The sequence below is a fragment of the Mycolicibacterium sp. XJ870 genome, from assembly GCF_053483975.1.
This window is the reverse complement of sequence record NZ_JBEFTI010000007.1, coordinates 170,476-188,772: the sequence shown is the minus strand read 5'-3', so window position 1 is coordinate 188,772 and position 18,297 is coordinate 170,476. Positions and strand designations below refer to the sequence as shown.

The window sequence follows — 18,297 nt, the reverse complement described above, 5'->3', positions numbered from 1 at the left end:
CGATCGGAGGAGGTGGGCCAGCCGATTAGGGTCGATTGGCTTGGAAATGAACGGTAACCGGTCCCCGCTATCCCGTCATCTTTTGCGACTTCGGGCGTTTTCGCCTGTGGCAAAAAATAAAAGACCTTTAAAGGTGCAGGTTGCTCGCGCGTTCTTGCAGGTCGTGCGGCCGCTCCACCGCGCTGTAGCCAGCTCGTGACCATTTCGTTATGTGACGCATATCACGTTATCCTCCGGCGAACGGGGGTAACACATCGAGCGTCAACGACGTTAAAACACTCTTGGCGGTATCGCGGACCGCCACCCCGTCGCACAGGTACGAGCAGCGCTTTAATACTCGCGCGAGCTCCGGATTGCGGCGGCCGAGCTGCTCGATGAGCGCTGCGATCGTCGTTCCCGTCGCGATGTCTAACGTTTCGGTCTCAACTCCGGCTGCCGCGGCTGCGGCAGCGAAATACCGGATGTCGACCCGCACTGTCGTCGCTGTCTCCATCTACCCGCCGATCGCACTCATCGGCCGCACGGGCTGGACGAAACTCGGATCGTTGATGCCGTGGCCGGCGGGCTTTGCCCACATCGCCGCGCGCCACGCCGCCTCGATCCCGGCATCGTCAGCTCCGCTGCGCAACAGGCGGCGCAGATCGGTCTCCTCGCTGGAGAAGAGGCAGCTGCGGATCTGGCCGTCAGCGGTCAGGCGGGTGCGGTCGCAGGCCGAACAGAACGCATGCGACACCGACGCGATGACTCCCACGGTGCCCCGCCCGTTGTCCACCTGCCACACCTCGGCCGGCGCAGAGCCCCGCGGCCTCGGATCTGGCTGCAGGTCGAAGTGGCGGCGCAGGGTTTGCAGTATCCGGTCGGCGTCGATCACATCGCTGCGCCGCCAGTTGTGGCCCGCGTCCAACGGCATCTGCTCGATGATGCGGAGCTGATATCCGTGATCCAGGCAGTACCGCAACAGTTCGACCGCGTCATCGAGCCCGGACACCGGATCCAGCACCGCGTTGACCTTCACCGGGTCCAACCCGGCGGCCTTGGCGCCGGCCAGCCCGGCCAGCACGTCGGCCAGGCGGTCGCGGCGCGTGATGCGCGCGAAGTGTGCCGCGTCGACGCTGTCCAGGGACACGTTGATGCGGTCGAGCCCAGCTTCTTTGAGGCCGGCAGCGCGGCGCGCCAGCCCGATGCCGTTGGTGGTCAACGTGATCTCGGGTCGGGGCGACAGTGCGGCGGCCGCAGCCACGACTTCTTCGAGATGGCGGGTGACCAACGGCTCGCCGCCGGTGAACCGGACGCTCGTCACACCCAACCGGGTGACGGCGATGCGCAACAGCCGGGCCAATTCTGCTGTGCTCAGCAGCGCGTCGCCGGGCAGCCAGTCGAGCCCCTCGGCGGGCATGCAGTAGGTGCAGCGCAGATTGCACTTGTCGGTCAGCGACACCCGCAGGTCTTTCGCGACCCGGCCGTAGGTGTCGATCAGCGGGCCGTCCACCGGAGCCGGGGAAGCGTCGTCGCGGGGAGTGGCCACCGTGGGCAACCCGAGTGGGGTCACTGTCATACGGGCGCCTGTGAGGTGGCCACCGCGCGCGCCCTGTCCACCGGGACGATGTCCTTGCCGAGCGGCATCAGGGAAATCGGGATCATCTTGAGATCGGCCAGCGCCAGTGGGATCCCGATGATCGTGATCGCCATGGCCACCGCGCTGACCACATGGCCGATCGCCAGCCAGATACCGAACAGGATCACCCAGATGATGTTGCCGACGAGCGCACCGGGCCGGGGCCCGGGCTTGTCGACGACTGTGCGCCCGAACGGCCACAGGGCGTAGGCCGCGATACGCAGCGACGCGAACCCGAACGGGATGGTGATGATCAGGACGAAGCAGATCAGCGCGGCCAGCAGGTATCCGAGGGCCAACCACAGGCCGCCGAAAATCAACCAGATGATATTCAGTATCACTCGCATATCGCGCGCATCTCTCCTTCAGCGGTGGCTCAAGCCTACCGAGTAATCAAGGTGAAGGCCTTGGGGTGGGCGCGCGGACGCGAGGAGCAATACAGCACGAGTAGGATCACCACATCGCGTCCCGGCGCAACCGGGGCGCGTGCTTTGTGTGTCCATGTTCGAGCGAATCATGACGAGCGGGTGAGGACCAGTGCCGACCGGCAAGGTTAAGTGGTACGACGCCGAAAAGGGCTTCGGCTTTTTGTCGCAGGAAGAGGGCGAGGACGTCTACGTCCGGTCCTCGGCCCTGCCGTCGGGTGTCGAAGGGCTCAAGGCCGGCCAACGGGTCGAGTTCGGCGTTGCCGCAGGCCGCCGCGGTCCGCAGGCGTTGAGCGTCAAGCTCATTGACCCGCCGCCGAGCCTGAGCCGCACCCGGCGTGAAGCCGAGCGTCCCGAGCACAAGCACACGCCCGACGAACTGCACGGCATGGTCGAGGACATGATCACGCTGCTGGAGAGCGCGGTGCAGCCGGAGCTGCGTAAGGGTCGTTACCCCGACCGCAAGGTCGCCCGCCGGGTGTCCGAGGTGGTCAAGGCCGTCGCGCAGGAGCTCGACGCCTGACGCGTCCCGCTGGAGCAAGATGTAGGTATGGCCCAGGGCTCCTACGTCGCCGGCGCAGGCGAATTCAACCGCGACACCAACTACATCAGCACCCGCATCACTGCTCACGGGGGTGACGGTGACTATCCGGTCGAGCCGGGGAGGTACCGGCTGATCGTGGCGCGGGCCTGTCCGTGGGCCAACCGAACGATCATCGTGCGCCGGCTGCTCGGCCTGGAAAGTGTGCTGTCCATTGGGTTTTGCGGCCCGACGCACGACGAGCGCAGCTGGACGTTCGATCTCGATCCCGACGGCCTGGACCCCGTGCTGAAGATCCCGCGGTTGCAGGACGCCTACTTCAAGCGGTTCCCGGACTATCCGAAGGGCATCACGGTCCCCGCGATCGTCGAGGTGGCCTCCGGTGAGGTGGTGACCAACGACTTCGCCCAGATGACGCTGGATTTCTCCACCGAGTGGACCGCCTACCACCGCGAGGGCGCCCCTGCGCTGTATCCGGAGCCGCTGCGCGAGGAGATCGACGCCGTCGCCAAGCGCATTTACACCGAGGTCAACAACGGCGTGTACCGGTGCGGTTTCGCGGGCTCACAAGAGGCCTACGACACCGCGTATGACCGGTTGTTCACCGCACTCGATTGGCTCGAAGAGCGGCTGGCCACCCAGCGCTACCTCGTGGGCGACACCATCACCGAGGCCGATGTGCGGCTGTTCACGACGCTGGCCCGGTTCGACCCCGTCTACCACGGCCATTTCAAGTGCAACCGGTCCAAGCTCGCCGAGATGGACGTGCTGTGGGCCTACGCCCGGGATCTGTTCCAGACCCCCGGTTTCGGAGACACCATCGACTTCGTGCAGATCAAGCAGCACTACTACATCGTGCACAAGGACATCAACCCGACGCAGATCGTGCCCAAGGGGCCGGAGCTGGCCGACTGGCTGACTCCGCACGGCCGGGAATCCTTGGGCGGCAGGCCGTTCGGCGACGGTACACCGCCGGGGCCGACGCCGCAGGGCGAACGGGTGCCCGCCGGGCATTCCGCCTAGGGCCGGCTGCTCACGGCCACACGGTGCTGATCGACCATTCGGCGTGCGGCAGCGCGAACTCCTCGCCGTCCTGGTCGACGACCAGCGTCAGCAACTGGACAGCCAAACCCGTCAACCGGCCACGCTGCGGATCGACGGTCGGGACCGTCACCGCCAGGGTGGTCTCGGGCCGGTACACCGAAACCGTTGTGTCGACCGGATTTTCGTACACCCGCAGCAGCCGCCACGGCGCGCGGGCGATCGCTGACGGCACCGAGACCTGAACGGGATTGTCCTCGGTGACCGGCAGCTCGCCCGACTCCCGCGGCTCCTGGCAGTTGTTCAGGTCGAGCACCGGGCAGTACCGGAACGGCCCGACGCGGGTCAGATGCCCGTGCGAGTACGCGCTGATCTGGGGCAGCTGCTCGCCGTGCCCGCTGCTCAGCCGCCACAGCCCGACCGCGGTTCCGGCGATGGCCAGCACGACGACGACCGCCAGGATCGCCAGTGTCCGCCTCACTGCGGGGCCGCCAGCACCGGGCGGTTACCGCCCAAGCCGGGGATCAGCGATTCGCCGCGGTAGCTCACGATGGTCTGGGCCAGGCCGAGTATCAGCACGGCGGTGATCGTAGTGAATCCGACTGAGAGGTCGGTGTAGATCAGCACGCCGGTCGCGCCGCCGGCCACCCAAGCCAGCTGCAACACCGACTCCGAGCGGCCGAACGCCGAGGCGCGCGACGCCTCGGGCAGGTCGTCCTGCAGGGACGCGTCCAGCGAGGCCTTGGCGATGGCGCTGGCGGCCGAGGTCACCAGGGTGGCACCGGCGGCCACCAGCAGGTTGCCGGTCAGTGCGGTGGCCAGCGCGACGGCGGTGACCGCGACGGCGGCACGCACCACCAGCTGGGCGGGATGGCCGAGTTTGAGCCGGGCGGCGGCGATGTTTCCGGCGAAGTTGCCGACGCCGGCGGCCGCCCCGATCAACCCGAGGATCAGCAGCTGCTCCCAGCCGCTGGCATCGTGAGCTTTGGCGACGAACGCGGGGTAGAGGAACAGGAAGCCGACCATCACCTTGATCGTGCAGTTGCCCCACAGCGCGGTGATGGTGTTGCGGCCCAGCGGTTGACGTTCGGCCTTGGGTTTGCCGGGGTGACGGCGCAGTTCGCCCGAGCCACCGTGGTAGCTCAGCGTCGTGGGCACTTCACCCTCGGTGACCTCGACCCACTTCGGTATTCGCATCGCCAACACCGCACCGGCGACGCTGACGGCGACCACCACGTACAGCGCTCCGGGCAGGTGGGCGAGGTTGAAAAGGTATTCGGCGCCTGCTGCGATGCCGCCGCCGACGATGGTGCCGCCGAGCAGGCCGAATGTGGTGAGCCGGGAGTTGACCCGCACCAGGTCGATCGACGGGGGCAGCACGCGCGGGGTGACCGCGCTGCGCAGCACCGAGAACGATTTGGACAGCACCATCATGCCGAGCGCGCACGGGTAGAGCACCCAGGATGGATAGCTGCCTGTGACGCCGTCGTAGTTGGCGATCAGCACCACGATCAGCACGGTGCGCAACGCGAACGAAGCGGCCAGCGCCACCCGGCGACCGTGCTGTAACCGGTCCAACGCGGGCCCGATCAGCGGCGCGATGACGGCGAACGGTGCGATGGTGATCAACAGGTACAGCGCGACTTTGCTCTTGGATTCCCCGCTGGCGGCAGCGAAGAACAGGGTGTTGGCGAGGGCTACGGCCATCGCGGCGTCGACGGCGAAGTTCGCCACCACCGGCCAGGTCAGCGCGGTCAGTCCGGATTTGTCGGCGCCGTCGGCGGTGGCCGCTCGGTGAACCAAACCGTACATGCGGTAACCCATTTCGCGGCTGCGGGCCGCTGCGGCGCGCGTAACGGTGACCTTCTCGCCGGCCGCGGTGTCGGCGGCGCGCGGTGGCTCCGTGCGGTGTTCGGCAGTCGGCTTGTCATCCAGCGGCGGCAGCCAGCGGTTGGAGCTGGTGCCGGACGGCCCGCGTTCCCTGCGCGGCGGGCGGTGTGTTTCATCGCTGGGGTAGTTGGCCATTCCGGGATGTTCCGCACCACGATCGGCTGGCGGCCGCGGCGGGTAGTAGGTCACGTCTCGATTCTCTCTTATCCGCCGCCGGCACGGCGCACAGGCGACCGGTGTGGCCCCCGGTTGCCCCGATCAGGCACTATGTAGGCGATGGAAAGCGTGACCGAATCTGCTGAGCAGGCCCCTCCGACCGGTCCGGCAACCGGTTTGGCGGATGACCCGCGGCCCCTGGAGTCGGTGCTGATGGGTGCCGTGGAACAGGCGCGCGCGGCGCTGACGGAGTTCAGCGGTGAGGACACCGTGGGCGAGTACCTCGGTGCGACGTCGGAGGACCCGAGTTCGGCGACACACCGCTTCCTCGCGAACCTGCCCGGATATCGCGGCTGGCAGTGGGCAGTCGTGGTGGCCGCCTATCCCGGCGCCGATCAGGCCACCATCAGCGAACTAGTCCTGATTCCCGGCCCGACGGCGCTGCTCGCACCCAAGTGGGTGCCGTGGCAGGACCGGGTCCAGCCGGGCGACCTCGGTCCAGGTGACCTGCTCGCTCCGCCGCCGGAGGATCCGCGGCTGGTGCCGGGTTACGTGGCCACCGGCGACCCGCTTATCGACGACACCGCGTTGGAGCTCGGCTTCGGTCGCCGCCAGGTCCTCAGCGAGTGGGGCCGCGCCGGTGCCGCGCAGCGGTGGCACGACAGCGAGTTCGGTCCCGCCTCGGCGATGGCCCGCTCCACCAAGCGCGCGTGCCGCGACTGTGGTTTCTATCTTCCGCTCGGTGGTGCACTCGGCTCGATGTTCGGGGTGTGCGCCAACGAGCTGTCCGCCGACGGTCACGTGGTCGAAGCCGACTACGGCTGCGGTGCTCACTCCGACACCCCGCAACCGCCCGGAACGGGCTCACCGCAGTTCGAGCCGTACGACGACGGCGTCCTCGACCTCGCCGACTAGCGGCGGGTCGGGCCTATCGCTCGGCGGCGGCCTTGATGCGGGCGAGTGACGCGTTCATCCCTTCGACCAGCTCATCCTCGAAGCTGGGCACTCCGCCCATGAAGGCGTTGACGAGCGCGTTGGAAACCGCGGTGGTGCCGTTCTCCGCGTGGCGGCTCTCGGTAACCCGGGTGCCGGTCTCGGTCGGCTCCAGCTCATAGCTCCAGATGGTGTTGTTGGCATCCACCCGGAAGGCCAGCTTCTGCTGCGGGATGACCTCGGTGATCCTGGACGTGGTGGGCCAGAACATGAAATTGCGGCGGTTCAGGTTGATCGTGCGCGCGCCGGGGCGCAGCGGGCCCAGCGTCTTCATCAGCCGGCACTGCGGGCTCCACTCCGGCATCCTGCGCAGATCCGAGACCAGTGCCCACACCTTGTCGACGGGTGCGTCGATGTCGATCTGTGCCTGCAGCAATGGCGCGGCCATAACGTCTCCTCAGGTCAATCCGCTTTGCGCACCGCGAGATCCGCGACGCACCGCACGACGTTGCCACAGGAAGATCGATGTGCCAAGCACTCCAACGGCCAGGCCGGCCACCGCATAGGGCCGCCAGCTGTGCAGGCCATCCACGGTGAAAGTCAGCACGGTCGCAATCAGCCAGCCGGCCGCGATCACCAGGATCACCGGCCACGGCTCCAGCAGTGCGGCAGGCAGTGGCGGTGGCTCGGGGGCCGCCGAGTCCGCGGAGCCGTTCGCGTCACCGGTCATCGCCCACCAACCTAGCCGACAGGCAGAACGTACAATGGTCCTGCTTAAGTCCATTTAACAGTCGAGGCTCAGTACTATTTGCGTTGTGAAAGATCCGGAGGCTCGGCTGGCGAGCGACCTGGCACTGGCCGTTGTCCGGTTCGCCCGTCAATTGCGGGTCCGGCATTCGGAATCCGCGGTGTCCCTTACCCAGCTTTCGGCGCTGTCGACGCTGGCGAAAGAAGGCGCGATGACGCCGGGCGCGTTGGCTGTACGTGAGCGGGTCCGCCCGCCGTCGATGACGCGGGTGCTGTCGTCGCTCGCCGAGCAGGGCCTGGTGGCCCGTGAGGCGCATCCGGTGGACGGACGTCAGATCGTCGTGTCCGCTTCGGCGGCGGGCATCAGCCTGGTGGAGGCCGAGCGTCGCGCCAGCCAGGAATGGCTCCTCAAAGAGTTGGCCCGGCTGGAACCCGACCAGCGCCAAACCTTGATGGCGGCAGCCGATCTCATGTCAGCCATGGTCGACGAAGGCGCGTGAGCCCTCTGCACGTCATCGACATCGAAAATCCCGCGGATTCGCGGATCGACGATTTCCGGGACCTCAACAGCGTCGACCGTCGACCTGATCTGCCGACCGGCAAGGGTCTGGTGATAGCCGAGGGCGTACTCGTCGCCCAGCGCATGCTGGCCTCCCGGTTCGTCCCCCGCGCGCTCCTGGGAACCGATCGACGGCTCGGCGAACTGGCCGCTGACCTCGACGGTGTCGACGTGCCGTTCTACCGGGCGAGCGCGGACGTGATGGCCGCCGCGGTCGGCTTCCATCTCAACCGTGGCGTGCTCGCGTCGGCGTCCCGCCCGCCGGAGTTGACGGTGGACGAGGTGGTGACGGGTGCACGCACCGTGGCGGTGCTCGAGGGCGTGAACGACCACGAGAACCTGGGTTCGATCTTCCGCAATGCCGCCGGACTCGGGGTGGACGCCGTGGTGTTCGGGGCGGGGTGCGCCGATCCGCTGTACCGTCGGGCCGTTCGGGTCTCCATGGGCCACGCGCTGCTGGTCCCGTTCGCCCGGGCGGGGGCCTGGCCGCAAGACCTTGCGATGTTGCGTGACAAGGGATTTCGGCTACTAGCCATGACGCCGGATCCGACCGCGGCCACGCTGTCCGACGCGATGGCGCAGCTCGGGGAACATCCGCTGGCGATCCTCGTGGGGGCAGAGGGCCCGGGGCTGACCGAACACACGATGCGGGCCAGCGATGTGCGCGTGCGGATCCCGATGTCGCGTGGCACCGATTCACTCAACGTCGCCACTGCCGCCGCCCTCGCGTTCTACGAGCGATCCAGGCTGGCGCACTGAGTTCACGTTAAATTGACACGGTGACCGACGAATCGACGCCGTGGGGGACAGGCCTGACGGTCGCCGGATTCGTGGCAGTGGTGCTGGCCGCCGCGATCGTCGTGCTCGGCGTGGGCCTGCTCCGCGTGCACCCGCTGTTGGCGGTCGGGTTGAACCTGGTGGCCGTCGGCGGGTTGGCGCCGACGGTATGGGGGTGGCGGAACCGGCCGGTCTGGCGCTGGTTCGTTCTGGGTGCCGGGGTCGGGGTGGCTTGCGGCTGGGTGGTGCTGTTGGTTGTGGCGCTCGGTCAGTAGCTTTCAACTAACCCAGCAGCGTGCGTGCCAGCCGGGCCCGCCAGACGGCGATGTCGTCCACGCCCAAGATCCGCAGCACCACCTGATCGGCGCCCGCCGAGCGGTATGCGGCGACGCGCTCGACGATGCGTTCCGGCGCGCCCCACGCTGCGATCCCGTCCAGCAATTCGTCGCTGACTGTGTCGATATCGGTCTCGGTGAAGCCCTGCCGCACCAGGTTGCGGCGATAGCCGCCTTGAGAGGCCAGAAACTCCAGCGGCCCCGCCGCCGCGGTTCGCGCCGCCTCCCGATCGGTGACCGGGATGACCATCAGGAGCACGGCCAGCACTCGGTCTGGGCCCAGCGTCGCGCGGGCCGCGGCCACATACGACGGCGTGACCAGATACGGATAGGCGCCGCCGGCCCGGTTCCGCGCGAGTGCCAGCATGTTCGGGCCGAGCGCGGCCAGTATCCGCGAGTCGATGCCGGCGGCGTCGAGTTCGTCGAGATAGCTGTTGAGGGTGGCCAGCGGCGTGGGTCCGTGGGCGCCGCCGAGGCCGGCGATGAACCGGCCGGGATGCTCGCGTTGCAGCTCGGCGTGGGTCGCAATCACGTCGGCAGCGGGCACCCGCGCCACCGGGATGATGCCGGTGGCCACGGGTATCGAGGTGGTGGCGCGCAAGGCGGCGGCAAGCATCGGCAGGTTGCCCGAACGCCACAGCGTGGCGTAGCCGAGATCCTCGGCCTGGCGGGCTTCATCGGCTACCACGGCCGCATCGTCGGTGTAGGGATTGCTGCTCGCGAGCCCGATCGGGCCAAGGGAGATCATGCGTGCCGACGCTATGACCTCAATAGTGCTTCAGGTCAAGCGTTTACCGCTGAGTTCCCGAGGAGCGCACGCCCAGCAGGACGTCCTCCCAGGCCGGGACCGCGGGCTTGGCCTTGCGGCTGCGCTTGGGCGCCGGGGCGGTGTCCGGGTCCGCCATCGCCGGCTCAGGCGTCGCCATCGGCGGCAGCTCGGGACTTTCGAACTCCAGCTGCGGCACGGCTGCGACCGGGCGCAGTGGACGGCCGAAGTCCGGGTTGATCAGCTGCTGCGCGGCGTCATCGGAGGCGGTGACGGTACCGCCGTGCGCTCCGGGGGTGTACCGGAAATGCGCCTGAATGTCCGATCTGCCCGCCTTCCAGGTCAGCTGGACCGTCCAGCGGCTGTCCTCGTTGCGCCAGGCGTCCCAGGCGACGGTGTCCGGATCCAGGCCGCGGGCCACCAGGGCCGTCATCACCATCTCCAGCAGCGTCAGCACGGCAGGCCCGTCGGCGAGCACCGGATGGGCGGCGGTTGCCAGCTCGGCCGCACGCGACCGTTCCAGCAGGACCGGGTGAGCGAACCGCTCCACCCGTTCGACCGGAACGCCTGCTGATGCGGCCAACTGCTCGACCGATGCGCCGGCACGGATCTTTGCTTGAATTTCCTTGGGACGCAGCACGCTTGGAACCTCTACATCGATCTGGGTCTGATTCGAGGCGACTTTGTCGCCGCGCACGGCGGCGCGCAAGCGGTCGTCGACACGCAAACTGAACATCTCCGTCGGGGAGTCGTCGGCTTCACAGATGATGCGTTTGCCGTCGACGTCCAGTCCAACGACCCTGAGTTCTCGCATACCGACCTCCTGCGCGAACCCTACTGCGTGATCAGCTCGTTACCGTGCTGACACGCGGGCGCTGCCTAGAGGTTCACTCAGAGATGCTCCAAGACCCAGTCGACGCACGCGGTCAGGGCGCTCACGTCGTCGGGTTCCACCGCCGGGAACATGCCGACCCGCAATTGGTTGCGGCCAAGCTTGCGGTAGGGCTCGGTGTCGACGATGCCGTTGGCCCGCAACACCTTGGCCACGGCCGCGGCGTCGACCGCGTCGCTGAAGTCGACGGTGCCCACCACCTGCGAGCGCAACGCCGGATCGGTGACGAACGGGGTGGCGAAAGACGCCGCCTCGGCCCACGAGTACAGCCGCTGCGACGAGTCGGCCGTGCGCTTGACCGCCCAGTCCAGGCCGCCATTACCCAGCAGCCAGTCGACCTGCTCGGCGAGCAGCACCAGGGTGGCGATCGCCGGCGTGTTGTACGTCTGGTTCTTGAGGCTGTTCTCGACGGCGATCGGCAGCGACAGGAAGTCGGGCACCCACCGGTCCGACGCCGCGATCGCCTCGATGCGGGCCAGTGCCGCGGGGCTCATGACGGCCAGCCACAGCCCGCCGTCTCCGGCGAAATTCTTTTGCGGCGCAAAGTAATACGCGTCGACATCGGTGATGTCGACCGGCAGGCCGCCGGCCGCCGACGTGGCGTCGATGAGGACCAGCGCGTCACCGGCGCCGTCGGGCCGTTGGACCGGCACCGAGACGCCGGTCGACGTTTCGTTCTGGGCCCAGGCGATCGCGTCGACCGAGGGGTCGGCCTGCGGTGCCGGGGCGGTGCCCGGGTCGGACTTGACCACGATCGGGTCGCCGATGAACGGGTTCTTGGCGACGGCGGAGGCGAACTTCGAGCTGAACTCGCCGTAGGTCAGGTGCAGTGAGCGCTTGTCGATCAGGCCGAAGGCCGCGGCATCCCAAAACGCGGTCGACCCGCCGTTGCCGAGGATGACCTCATAGCCGTCGGGCAGGTCGAACAACTGGCGCAGCCCATCGCGGACCCGGCCGACCAGGTTCTTCACCGGAGCCTGCCGGTGCGAGGTGCCGAACAGGTCACCGGCGGCGGCGAGCGCGGCCAGCTGTTCCGGGCGCACCTTGGACGGGCCGCACCCGAAGCGGCCGTCATGGGGCTTGAGGTCGGCAGGAATGGTGAGTTCAGCCATGCCCACAAGCCTAAAGCGTCAGGATTCTCGGCCCGTCGGCGGTGACCGCCACCGTGTGCTCGCTGTGCGCGGCACGGGCGCCGGTGGCGGTGCGCAGTGTCCAGCCGTCGGGGTCGTGGACGTAGTCCTCGGTGCCGTCGGCGATGAGCATGGGCTCGATGGCGATCACCAGCCCGGGCTTTAGCCTCATACCTTTGCCGCGCCGGCCCTCATTGGGCACGTGCGGTGCCTCGTGCATGGTGCGGCCGATGCCGTGGCCGCCGTGATCGGCGAGCTGGCCGAATCCGGCCGCGCGGGCCACCGATGCGATCGCATGTCCGATGTCGCCGAGTGTGTTGCCCGGGCGTACCTCGGCGATACCGGCGGCCAGGGCGGCGTCGGCCGCCTCGATCAGCGCGGTGTCGGCGGGTCGGGGTGTCCCGACGACGAAGCTGCGGGCGGAGTCACCGCACCAACCGCGCAGGATGGCTCCGAAGTCCACGGACACCAGGTCGCCGTCGGCTAACACCTGTCCGTTGGGGATGCCGTGCACGACGGCGTCGTTGACGCTGACGCACAGCACCGCTGGGAACGGGCTCGATGCCCACCGTGGGTGATAGTTCAGGAAGGGGGACGTGGCATCGTGGGCGGAAAGAACTTCGGCGGCGACGCGGTCGAGATCGGCGGTGGTTCGACCCGGCGCGGCGTGGGCGACCACGGCCTGCAATGCTTCGGCGACCACGGCGCCTGCCGCAGCCATGGCGTCGATCTCAGCTTCCGTCTTCAGTTCGACCACGTCAGGCCCATTCTCAGCAAACTCTTTAAATCTGGCATGGACTTTTACTCGATACCTGCGGTACCGTTGTACAAGAAGCGGGTAGATGTAAACCTCAGACGAGAGGGAGAGGTCTGCAACATGGCTCGAACCAAGATGGTCCGGCGTTGGCGTCGCAATATGGATGTCAGCGACGACGCCCAGTACGTTGACATGCTCACCACACTGTCCGAGGGGTCGGTGCGGCGCAACTTCAATCCGTACAAGGACATCGAGTGGGATTCGCCGGAGTTCGCCGTAACTCCCAACGATCCCCGCTGGATCCTGCCGGCGACAGACCCGATGGGCGGTCATCCCTGGTATCAGGCGCTGCCACAGGACAAGCAGATCGAGATCGGCATGTGGCGGCAGGCCAACGTGGCCAAGGTCGGCCTGCACTTCGAGAACATCCTGATCCGCGGCCTGATGGAGTACTCGTTCTGGGTTCCCAACGGTTCCCCGGAATACCGGTACTGCCTGCACGAGTCGGTCGAGGAGTGCAACCACACCCTGATGTTCCAGGAGATGGTGAACCGCATCGGCAAGGACGTACCGGGCATGCCGCGGTTGCTCAAGTGGGTGCAGCCGCTGATCCCGCTGGCCGCCGGTCCGCTGCCGATCCCGTTCTTCTTCGGCGTGCTCGCCGGCGAGGAGCCGATCGACCACACGCAGAAGAACGTGCTGCGTGAGGGCAAGGCCCTGCATCCCATCATGGAGCGCGTCATGGCGATCCACGTCGCCGAAGAGGCCCGGCACATCTCGTTCGCGCACCAGTACCTGCACAAGCGGGTGCCGAATCTGCGTCGCCGCCAGCGTTGGATCCTGTCGCTCTTCGTGCCGCTGACCATGCGCATCCTGTGCTCGGCGATCATCGTGCCGCCGCGCACGTTCTGGAAGGAATTCGACATCCCGCGCTCGGTGCGCAAGGAACTGTTCTTCCGCTCGCCCGAGTCCCGCAAGATGCTTCGGGACATGTTCGGCGATGTTCGGATGCTGTGTTACGACACGGGTCTGATGAACCCGCTGGCCAAGCTGATCTGGAAGATGTGCAAGATCGACGGGCCGCCGAGCCGCTACCGCAGCGAGCCGCAGCGCGAGCACCTCGTCTCGGTCGCATAACCCGGAAGCCCCACTGTGCCTCATGTAATCACCCAGTCGTGTTGTAGCGACGGGTCCTGTGTCTACGCGTGCCCGGTGAACTGCATTCACCCGTCACCCGATGAGCCGGGCTTCGCCACGGCCGAGATGCTCTACATCGATCCCGACGCGTGTGTTGACTGCGGTGCCTGCGTCAGCGCATGCCCGGTCGGCGCGATTGCCGCGGATACCAAGCTGGAGCCCAATCAGCTGCCGTTCATCGAGCTGAACGCCTCGTTCTACCCGAAGCGGGAGGGCAAGTTGCCGCCGACGTCCAAGCTGGCGCCGGTGTTGGAGGCACCCAAGGTCACGCGGGGAGGTCCGCTGACCGTTGCGATCGTCGGCTCGGGACCCGCCGCGATGTATGCCGCGGACGAATTGCTCACCCAACGTGGCGTGCACGTGAATGTGTTCGAGAAGCTGCCGACGCCGTACGGGCTGGTGCGCGCCGGTGTCGCGCCGGATCACCAGAGCACCAAGCAGGTGACCAAGCTGTTCGACACGATCGGCAAGCAGCGGGGATTCAAGTTTTTCCTCAACGTCGAGATCGGCAAACACCTGACGCATGCCGATCTCGCGGAGCACCACCATGCGGTGATCTATGCCGTCGGCGCGCCCAACGACCGGCGCCTCGACATCGACGGGATGGGCCTGCCCGGTACCGGCACCGCAACCGAGATGGTGGCCTGGATCAACGGGCACCCTGAATTCACCTCGCTGCCAGTGGATCTGAGCCACGAACGGGTGGTCATCATCGGCAACGGCAATGTCGCGCTGGACGTCGCCCGAGTGCTTACCACCGCCCCGGATGCCTTGGCGCGCACCGATATCTCCGACCACGCCCTCGCGGCTCTGCGGGCGTCGCAGGTGCAGGAAGTGGTGATCGCAGCCCGGCGCGGGCCCGCCGCCTCGGCGTTCACGCTGCCCGAACTGATCGGGCTGACCTCTTCGTGCGACGTCGTGCTCGACGCGGCTGACCACGACCTGGTGCAGCGCGACCTCGCCACCAACACTGATCCGCTCACCCGCAACAAACTTGAGATCCTGTCCAAGCTCGGTGACGCGTCCGCCCCGATCACCCGGCCGCGTATCCGGTTGGCCTACCAGCTCACGCCGCAGCGCGTGTTGGGCGATACCCGCGTGAGCGGGGTGGAGTTCGGCGTGACTGGCACCGATCAGGTGCGGACGCTCGACGCGGGCCTGGTGCTGACGTCAATTGGATACCGCGGCAAGGCGATTGCCGATCTTCCCTTCGACGAGGATGCCGGCGTCGTACCCAACGACGGTGGCCGGGTGCGCGGCGCGTCGGGCAGTTATGTGGCGGGCTGGATCAAGCGCGGGCCCACCGGGTTCATCGGGACCAACAAGTCGTGCGCGGCCGAGACCGTGCACCGGCTGGTCGACGACTACAACGCGGGCAACCTCGCCGATCCGGTGCACAAGCCGGCCGCTCTGGAAAAGCTGGTCCGAGGCCGCCAGCCCGCGGTCGTTGACGCCGCGGGCTGGCAGGCAATCGACGCCGCAGAGATCGCCCGCGGTGGCGACGACCGGCCGCGGGACAAGTTCACCACCGTGGACGCCATGCTGGCGGCCGCCGCGACCGCACCGGCACAGCCGATGCACCAGCGCCTGCTGGCCGGACTGCGTCGTTAGCTGGTTGCCGCGACGATCGCTGCGGTGTCCCAGTAGAACGGCCACACCTCGGCGATACGTGCGTCGACCACGCGGATGGTCTGCAGGATCGGGAAGTCGAGTTCACGGCCGGTTGCCCGGGCGCGGGCATGGACCCGAGTGAGTACTACCGCGGTCGCGGACGTCGAGAGGAACTCCTGCTCGACCATCTCGAATTGCGCCCACACCTGACTCATGGCTGCGAAGAACCGCTCCATGCCATCGTGGCCTCGCCACGTTCCTCCGTAGGGCAGCGCATCTGCCTGGTGCAGGACGACGTCGGCGGCGAAGTACGGTGCGAGAATCTCGAAGTTCGCGGCCCCTGGTCCGCCGGCGGCGAGATATTCGCGCTCCGCGGCGTACATGCCGTTCAGCACGTCTGCGGTCGCTCTGAGTGGTGTCATACCTTGTAGACGTTGACCGTTCGCGAAATGTGAGATGAGGTTTTCGATCTGCGGCACCCGCCGTGTTGGCGAAACTTCAGGCGCGCAACCGACGCGAGGTGGTCCGGCTGGCCGCCGGACCGGATCCTCGCGACTGGTTCACAACTACTGCGCTGACTTCATCGCCTTCTCGATCTCCTCCGGACTGACCTCGCGGACCGGCTGACCCAACGACCACTGGTGCCCGAACGGATCGCGCACCACGCCGTAGCGGTCGCCCCAGAACTGGTCGTCCAATTCGGCGACCACCTCGGCACCGGCCTCGACCGCCTTGGCGAACTTGGTGTCGACGTCGGTGACGGTCAGGTGGATGGTCACCGGGGTGCCACCGAGGGACTTCGGTGTCATCGACTTACCGCCGCTGAACTCGGGGAAGTCGTCGTTCAGCATCACCGTGGAGCCGTTGATGTTGACCGCGGCATGGACGAGCTTGCCGTCCGGGCCGGGCACGCGGCCCAACTCGGTGGCACCGAACGCCTTGACGTAGAAGTCGATCGCGGCTGCGGCGTCGTCAACAACCAGATGCGGGGTCACTGCGGGGGTTACTTCAATCGCCATGATTCTCTCCTCGTGCTAGTGAGCGGACGACAATGCAGACCCGCTAGGCGGGCGGATCTCATCGCCATTACCCATGCAACACCAAGGGTCCGACAACTAAAGCGTGTCGAACACTCACCAGAGTTGTTCGACACGCTTTAGGTGACGGTGAACGGAACCGGCAGTTCAGAACGCCCGGTCAAAGCAAGCAGCACCGTCTCGCCGTCACCTTGCTCCACCGCAATGGCCGCGGCCAACGACGTCGCCGCCTCCAGAACCTCTCGGGGCAGCACGGCCGCGATACCGGTGGCTCGGGCGATGTCGAGGCTGTGCACGGCCAGCTCGAAGATGCGGGTCTGCAGGTAGGCGCCGAGCCGGATACCGAAGCCGCCGATCACCGTGATCAACGGATTATCGACCCCGCCGAGATCCGAGAGCGCCTGCGCCACGAGCCGATCGACGGCCGCGACCGGGTCATCGCCGAGGTCGCGCCCGGCCTGGATGCCGCGCTCCACGATTGCAGCTGTTCCCGCCTCGGACATGAAGATCCGGACGGCCGCGTAGTACTCGACCGGTCCGGCGAGATCGGCTGCGGAAGCCGGAGAGTGCAGATATGTGCTGACGGTGACCAGCGAGCGTGATGTGTGGCCGACGAGTGCCCGCAGATCCCACTCACCGAGGCCCGGCCCGTCGAACAGGTCCAGGGGCAGGGCCCGGACCAGCCGGGCGAATGCGTGTGCCGCAGAGGCGAAGACCTCGGTGGTCACGCCCGATTGGCGATCTGGTCCCATCCCTCGACCGTTTCCGCGCTGCGCGGGTCGGGCCCGACGTAGATCGCCGACGGGCGCACCAGCTTGCCCAACCGCTTCTGCTCGAGGATGTGCGCACACCAGCCCGCGGTGCGCCCGCATGTGAACATCGCCGGCATCATGCTGGCGGGCACCTGCGCGAAGTCCAAAATCACGGCGGCCCAGAACTCGACGTTGGTTTCGATCGCCCGGTCGGGACGACGCTCACGCAGTTCCGCCAGCGCAGCCTGTTCGAGTGCCACGGCCACCTCGTAGCGTGGGGCGCCGAGGCGTTCGGCCGTGGCCCGCAACACCCGGGCCCGCGGATCCTCGGCCCGGTACACCCGGTGCCCGAACCCCATGAGCTTGTCGCCGTGGTCAAGGACCGCCTTGACCACGGCGCGCGCGTCGCCGGTCTTCTCGACCTCTTCGATCATCGGCAGCACCCGCGCCGGGGCGCCGCCGTGCAGCGGCCCGCTCATCGCGCCGACCGCCCCGGACAGCGCGGCGGCCACGTCGGCTCCGGTGGAGGCGATCACCCGCGCGGTGAATGTCGAGGCGTTCATCCCATGCTCGGCGGCGCTCACCCAGTAGGCGTCGATTGCCTCGATGTGCCTTGGGTCCGGATCGCCCTGCCAGCGCGTCATGAAACGTGCTGTGACAGTCGGGCATTCGTCGATGGTGCGCTGTGGCACCGCGGGCTGGTAGATGCCGCGGGCCGACTGCGCGACATAGGACAATGCCATCACCGAAGCCCGGGCCAACTGGTCGCGCGCGGTGGACTCGTCGATATCGAGGATCGGCGCGTACCCCCAGATCGGCGCGAGCATCGCCAGCCCGGCCTGGACGTCGACGCGGACGTCGCCACTGTGGATGGGCAGCGGGAACGGCTCGGCAGGCGGCAGGCCATGGCCGAACCGGCCGTCGACCAGCAGTCCCCACACGTCACTGAAGGTGACCCGCCGGGTGACCAGTTCCTCGATATCCACGCCGCGGTAGCGCAGCGCGCCACCGTCCTTGTCCGGCTCGGCGATCTCGGTGGTGAAGGCGACGACGCCTTCCAATCCGGCGACGAATTCTTCCGGTACGGCTGCCATGGGCCGATTCTCGCACCCGAGGTCAGGCGTAGCGTTGTCGCG

The 18,297-nt window shown here is 67.5% G+C and carries 23 protein-coding genes; 8 read left to right on the top strand and 15 right to left on the bottom strand.

What is annotated here, in order from left to right; genetic code table 11:
• Nucleotides 1-226: 226 nt before the first annotated feature.
• From ABQF30_RS23185 to ABQF30_RS23175, 3 genes are read right to left on the bottom strand one after another with little or no spacing between them, the layout of a single operon-like run.
• Nucleotides 227-493, bottom strand: coding sequence for a MoaD/ThiS family protein (locus tag ABQF30_RS23185; RefSeq protein ID WP_448468178.1), 267 nt, complete (start codon nt 491-493; stop codon nt 227-229).
• Nucleotides 494-1,555 carry a GTP 3',8-cyclase MoaA gene (gene moaA / locus ABQF30_RS23180; protein WP_448468176.1) on the bottom strand — a complete coding sequence of 354 codons (1,062 nt, stop codon included), beginning with the start codon at nt 1,553-1,555 and terminating at the stop codon, nt 494-496.
• Nucleotides 1,552-1,962 (bottom strand): YccF domain-containing protein, encoded by a 411-nt coding sequence (locus ABQF30_RS23175; protein WP_448468174.1) that lies wholly within the window; start codon nt 1,960-1,962, stop codon nt 1,552-1,554. The genes moaA and ABQF30_RS23175 overlap by 4 nt, the downstream gene beginning before the upstream one ends.
• A gap of 190 nt (nt 1,963-2,152) precedes the next feature.
• Between ABQF30_RS23175 and ABQF30_RS23170 the strand changes: the two genes are divergently transcribed.
• Together ABQF30_RS23170 and ABQF30_RS23165 are read left to right on the top strand one after the other, a co-directional pair.
• Nucleotides 2,153-2,563: a cold-shock protein gene (locus ABQF30_RS23170; RefSeq protein WP_448468172.1), complete on the top strand. Its 411-nt coding sequence runs from the start codon at nt 2,153-2,155 to the stop codon at nt 2,561-2,563.
• Nucleotides 2,564-2,590: 27 nt separating this feature from the next.
• A complete protein-coding gene (locus tag ABQF30_RS23165; protein WP_448468170.1) occupies nt 2,591-3,604 on the top strand; it encodes a glutathione S-transferase family protein in 1,014 nt (337 codons plus the stop codon).
• Between the two features lie 10 nt (nt 3,605-3,614).
• Here ABQF30_RS23165 and ABQF30_RS23160 read toward each other — a convergent pair whose 3' ends face one another.
• The gene (locus tag ABQF30_RS23160) at nt 3,615-4,103 is read right to left on the bottom strand and encodes a DUF2771 domain-containing protein (RefSeq protein ID WP_448468168.1); all 489 of its coding nucleotides are present in this window, start codon (nt 4,101-4,103) and stop codon (nt 3,615-3,617) included.
• Nucleotides 4,100-5,647 (bottom strand): MFS transporter, encoded by a 1,548-nt coding sequence (locus ABQF30_RS23155; RefSeq protein ID WP_448468352.1) that lies wholly within the window; start codon nt 5,645-5,647, stop codon nt 4,100-4,102. Before ABQF30_RS23155 ends, ABQF30_RS23160 begins: the two co-directional genes overlap by 4 nt.
• Before the next feature lie 141 nt (nt 5,648-5,788).
• Between ABQF30_RS23155 and ABQF30_RS23150 the strand changes: the two genes are divergently transcribed.
• Nucleotides 5,789-6,583 carry a DUF3027 domain-containing protein gene (locus tag ABQF30_RS23150; RefSeq protein WP_448468166.1) on the top strand — a complete coding sequence of 265 codons (795 nt, stop codon included), beginning with the start codon at nt 5,789-5,791 and terminating at the stop codon, nt 6,581-6,583.
• A 13-nt stretch (nt 6,584-6,596) separates the two neighbouring features.
• Here ABQF30_RS23150 and ABQF30_RS23145 read toward each other — a convergent pair whose 3' ends face one another.
• Complete coding sequence (locus ABQF30_RS23145) at nt 6,597-7,049, bottom strand: SRPBCC family protein (protein WP_448468164.1); 453 nt, start codon at nt 7,047-7,049, stop codon at nt 6,597-6,599.
• 9 nt (nt 7,050-7,058) lie between these two features.
• The gene (locus ABQF30_RS23140) at nt 7,059-7,331 is read right to left on the bottom strand and encodes a DUF2530 domain-containing protein (RefSeq protein WP_448468162.1); all 273 of its coding nucleotides are present in this window, start codon (nt 7,329-7,331) and stop codon (nt 7,059-7,061) included.
• An 85-nt stretch (nt 7,332-7,416) separates the two neighbouring features.
• Between ABQF30_RS23140 and ABQF30_RS23135 the strand changes: the two genes are divergently transcribed.
• From ABQF30_RS23135 to ABQF30_RS23125, 3 genes are read left to right on the top strand one after another with little or no spacing between them, the layout of a single operon-like run.
• Complete coding sequence (locus ABQF30_RS23135; protein WP_448468160.1) at nt 7,417-7,848, top strand: Rv0880 family HTH-type transcriptional regulator; 432 nt, start codon at nt 7,417-7,419, stop codon at nt 7,846-7,848.
• Complete coding sequence (locus ABQF30_RS23130) at nt 7,845-8,666, top strand: TrmH family RNA methyltransferase (protein WP_448468158.1); 822 nt, start codon at nt 7,845-7,847, stop codon at nt 8,664-8,666. Before ABQF30_RS23135 ends, ABQF30_RS23130 begins: the two co-directional genes overlap by 4 nt.
• 20 nt (nt 8,667-8,686) lie before the next feature.
• Nucleotides 8,687-8,959: a DUF2537 domain-containing protein gene (locus tag ABQF30_RS23125; RefSeq protein WP_448468156.1), complete on the top strand. Its 273-nt coding sequence runs from the start codon at nt 8,687-8,689 to the stop codon at nt 8,957-8,959.
• 7 nt (nt 8,960-8,966) lie between these two features.
• Here the strand turns inward: ABQF30_RS23125 and ABQF30_RS23120 are convergent, their stop codons facing one another.
• From ABQF30_RS23120 to map, 4 genes are all read right to left on the bottom strand, one after another.
• Nucleotides 8,967-9,767 carry a TIGR03620 family F420-dependent LLM class oxidoreductase gene (locus ABQF30_RS23120; protein WP_448468154.1) on the bottom strand — a complete coding sequence of 267 codons (801 nt, stop codon included), beginning with the start codon at nt 9,765-9,767 and terminating at the stop codon, nt 8,967-8,969.
• Between the two features lie 43 nt (nt 9,768-9,810).
• Entirely contained in the window at nt 9,811-10,599 is a 789-nt protein-coding gene (sepH, locus tag ABQF30_RS23115) for a septation protein SepH (protein ID WP_448468152.1), read from the bottom strand.
• Between the two features lie 77 nt (nt 10,600-10,676).
• Nucleotides 10,677-11,789: a phosphoserine transaminase gene (gene serC / locus ABQF30_RS23110; RefSeq protein ID WP_448468150.1), complete on the bottom strand. Its 1,113-nt coding sequence runs from the start codon at nt 11,787-11,789 to the stop codon at nt 10,677-10,679.
• Between the two features lie 10 nt (nt 11,790-11,799).
• Nucleotides 11,800-12,564: a type I methionyl aminopeptidase gene (map, locus tag ABQF30_RS23105; protein WP_448468148.1), complete on the bottom strand. Its 765-nt coding sequence runs from the start codon at nt 12,562-12,564 to the stop codon at nt 11,800-11,802.
• 120 nt (nt 12,565-12,684) lie between these two features.
• Here map and ABQF30_RS23100 point away from each other — a divergent pair, with 120 nt between their 5' ends.
• Nucleotides 12,685-13,701 carry an AurF N-oxygenase family protein gene (locus ABQF30_RS23100; RefSeq protein WP_448468147.1) on the top strand — a complete coding sequence of 339 codons (1,017 nt, stop codon included), beginning with the start codon at nt 12,685-12,687 and terminating at the stop codon, nt 13,699-13,701.
• Nucleotides 13,702-13,716: 15 nt separating this feature from the next.
• Nucleotides 13,717-15,372, top strand: coding sequence for an FAD-dependent oxidoreductase (locus ABQF30_RS23095; protein ID WP_448468145.1), 1,656 nt, complete (start codon nt 13,717-13,719; stop codon nt 15,370-15,372).
• Here the strand turns inward: ABQF30_RS23095 and ABQF30_RS23090 are convergent.
• From ABQF30_RS23090 to ABQF30_RS23075, 4 genes are all read right to left on the bottom strand, one after another.
• Nucleotides 15,369-15,794 (bottom strand): nuclear transport factor 2 family protein, encoded by a 426-nt coding sequence (locus ABQF30_RS23090; protein ID WP_448468143.1) that lies wholly within the window; start codon nt 15,792-15,794, stop codon nt 15,369-15,371. The two genes, ABQF30_RS23095 and ABQF30_RS23090, sit on opposite strands and share 4 nt — an antisense overlap.
• 144 nt (nt 15,795-15,938) lie before the next feature.
• Complete coding sequence (locus ABQF30_RS23085) at nt 15,939-16,391, bottom strand: VOC family protein (protein WP_448468141.1); 453 nt, start codon at nt 16,389-16,391, stop codon at nt 15,939-15,941.
• A gap of 137 nt (nt 16,392-16,528) precedes the next feature.
• Nucleotides 16,529-17,137: a maleylpyruvate isomerase N-terminal domain-containing protein gene (locus tag ABQF30_RS23080; RefSeq protein WP_448468350.1), complete on the bottom strand. Its 609-nt coding sequence runs from the start codon at nt 17,135-17,137 to the stop codon at nt 16,529-16,531.
• Nucleotides 17,134-18,255 (bottom strand): citrate synthase 2, encoded by a 1,122-nt coding sequence (locus tag ABQF30_RS23075; protein WP_448468139.1) that lies wholly within the window; start codon nt 18,253-18,255, stop codon nt 17,134-17,136. Before ABQF30_RS23075 ends, ABQF30_RS23080 begins: the two co-directional genes overlap by 4 nt.
• Nucleotides 18,256-18,297 lie beyond the last annotated feature (42 nt).

Bases quoted from the DNA above. Each gene is read 5' to 3' on its own strand.
- ABQF30_RS23175 (WP_448468174.1), bottom strand. From the start codon at position 1,962: ATGCGAGTGATACTGAATATCATCTGGTTGATTTTCGGCGGCCTGTGG.
- ABQF30_RS23075 (WP_448468139.1), bottom strand. From the start codon at position 18,255: ATGGCAGCCGTACCGGAAGAATTCGTCGCCGGATTGGAAGGCGTCGTC.
- serC (WP_448468150.1), bottom strand. From the start codon at position 11,789: ATGGCTGAACTCACCATTCCTGCCGACCTCAAGCCCCATGACGGCCGC.
- ABQF30_RS23120 (WP_448468154.1), bottom strand. From the start codon at position 9,767: ATGATCTCCCTTGGCCCGATCGGGCTCGCGAGCAGCAATCCCTACACC.
- ABQF30_RS23100 (WP_448468147.1), top strand. From the start codon at position 12,685: ATGGCTCGAACCAAGATGGTCCGGCGTTGGCGTCGCAATATGGATGTC.
- ABQF30_RS23140 (WP_448468162.1), bottom strand. From the start codon at position 7,331: ATGACCGGTGACGCGAACGGCTCCGCGGACTCGGCGGCCCCCGAGCCA.
- ABQF30_RS23145 (WP_448468164.1), bottom strand. From the start codon at position 7,049: ATGGCCGCGCCATTGCTGCAGGCACAGATCGACATCGACGCACCCGTC.
- ABQF30_RS23155 (WP_448468352.1), bottom strand. From the start codon at position 5,647: ATGGCCAACTACCCCAGCGATGAAACACACCGCCCGCCGCGCAGGGAA.
- ABQF30_RS23090 (WP_448468143.1), bottom strand. From the start codon at position 15,794: ATGACACCACTCAGAGCGACCGCAGACGTGCTGAACGGCATGTACGCC.
- sepH (WP_448468152.1), bottom strand. From the start codon at position 10,599: ATGCGAGAACTCAGGGTCGTTGGACTGGACGTCGACGGCAAACGCATC.
- ABQF30_RS23165 (WP_448468170.1), top strand. From the start codon at position 2,591: ATGGCCCAGGGCTCCTACGTCGCCGGCGCAGGCGAATTCAACCGCGAC.
- moaA (WP_448468176.1), bottom strand. From the start codon at position 1,555: ATGACAGTGACCCCACTCGGGTTGCCCACGGTGGCCACTCCCCGCGAC.
- ABQF30_RS23185 (WP_448468178.1), bottom strand. From the start codon at position 493: ATGGAGACAGCGACGACAGTGCGGGTCGACATCCGGTATTTCGCTGCC.
- ABQF30_RS23085 (WP_448468141.1), bottom strand. From the start codon at position 16,391: ATGGCGATTGAAGTAACCCCCGCAGTGACCCCGCATCTGGTTGTTGAC.
- ABQF30_RS23150 (WP_448468166.1), top strand. From the start codon at position 5,789: ATGGAAAGCGTGACCGAATCTGCTGAGCAGGCCCCTCCGACCGGTCCG.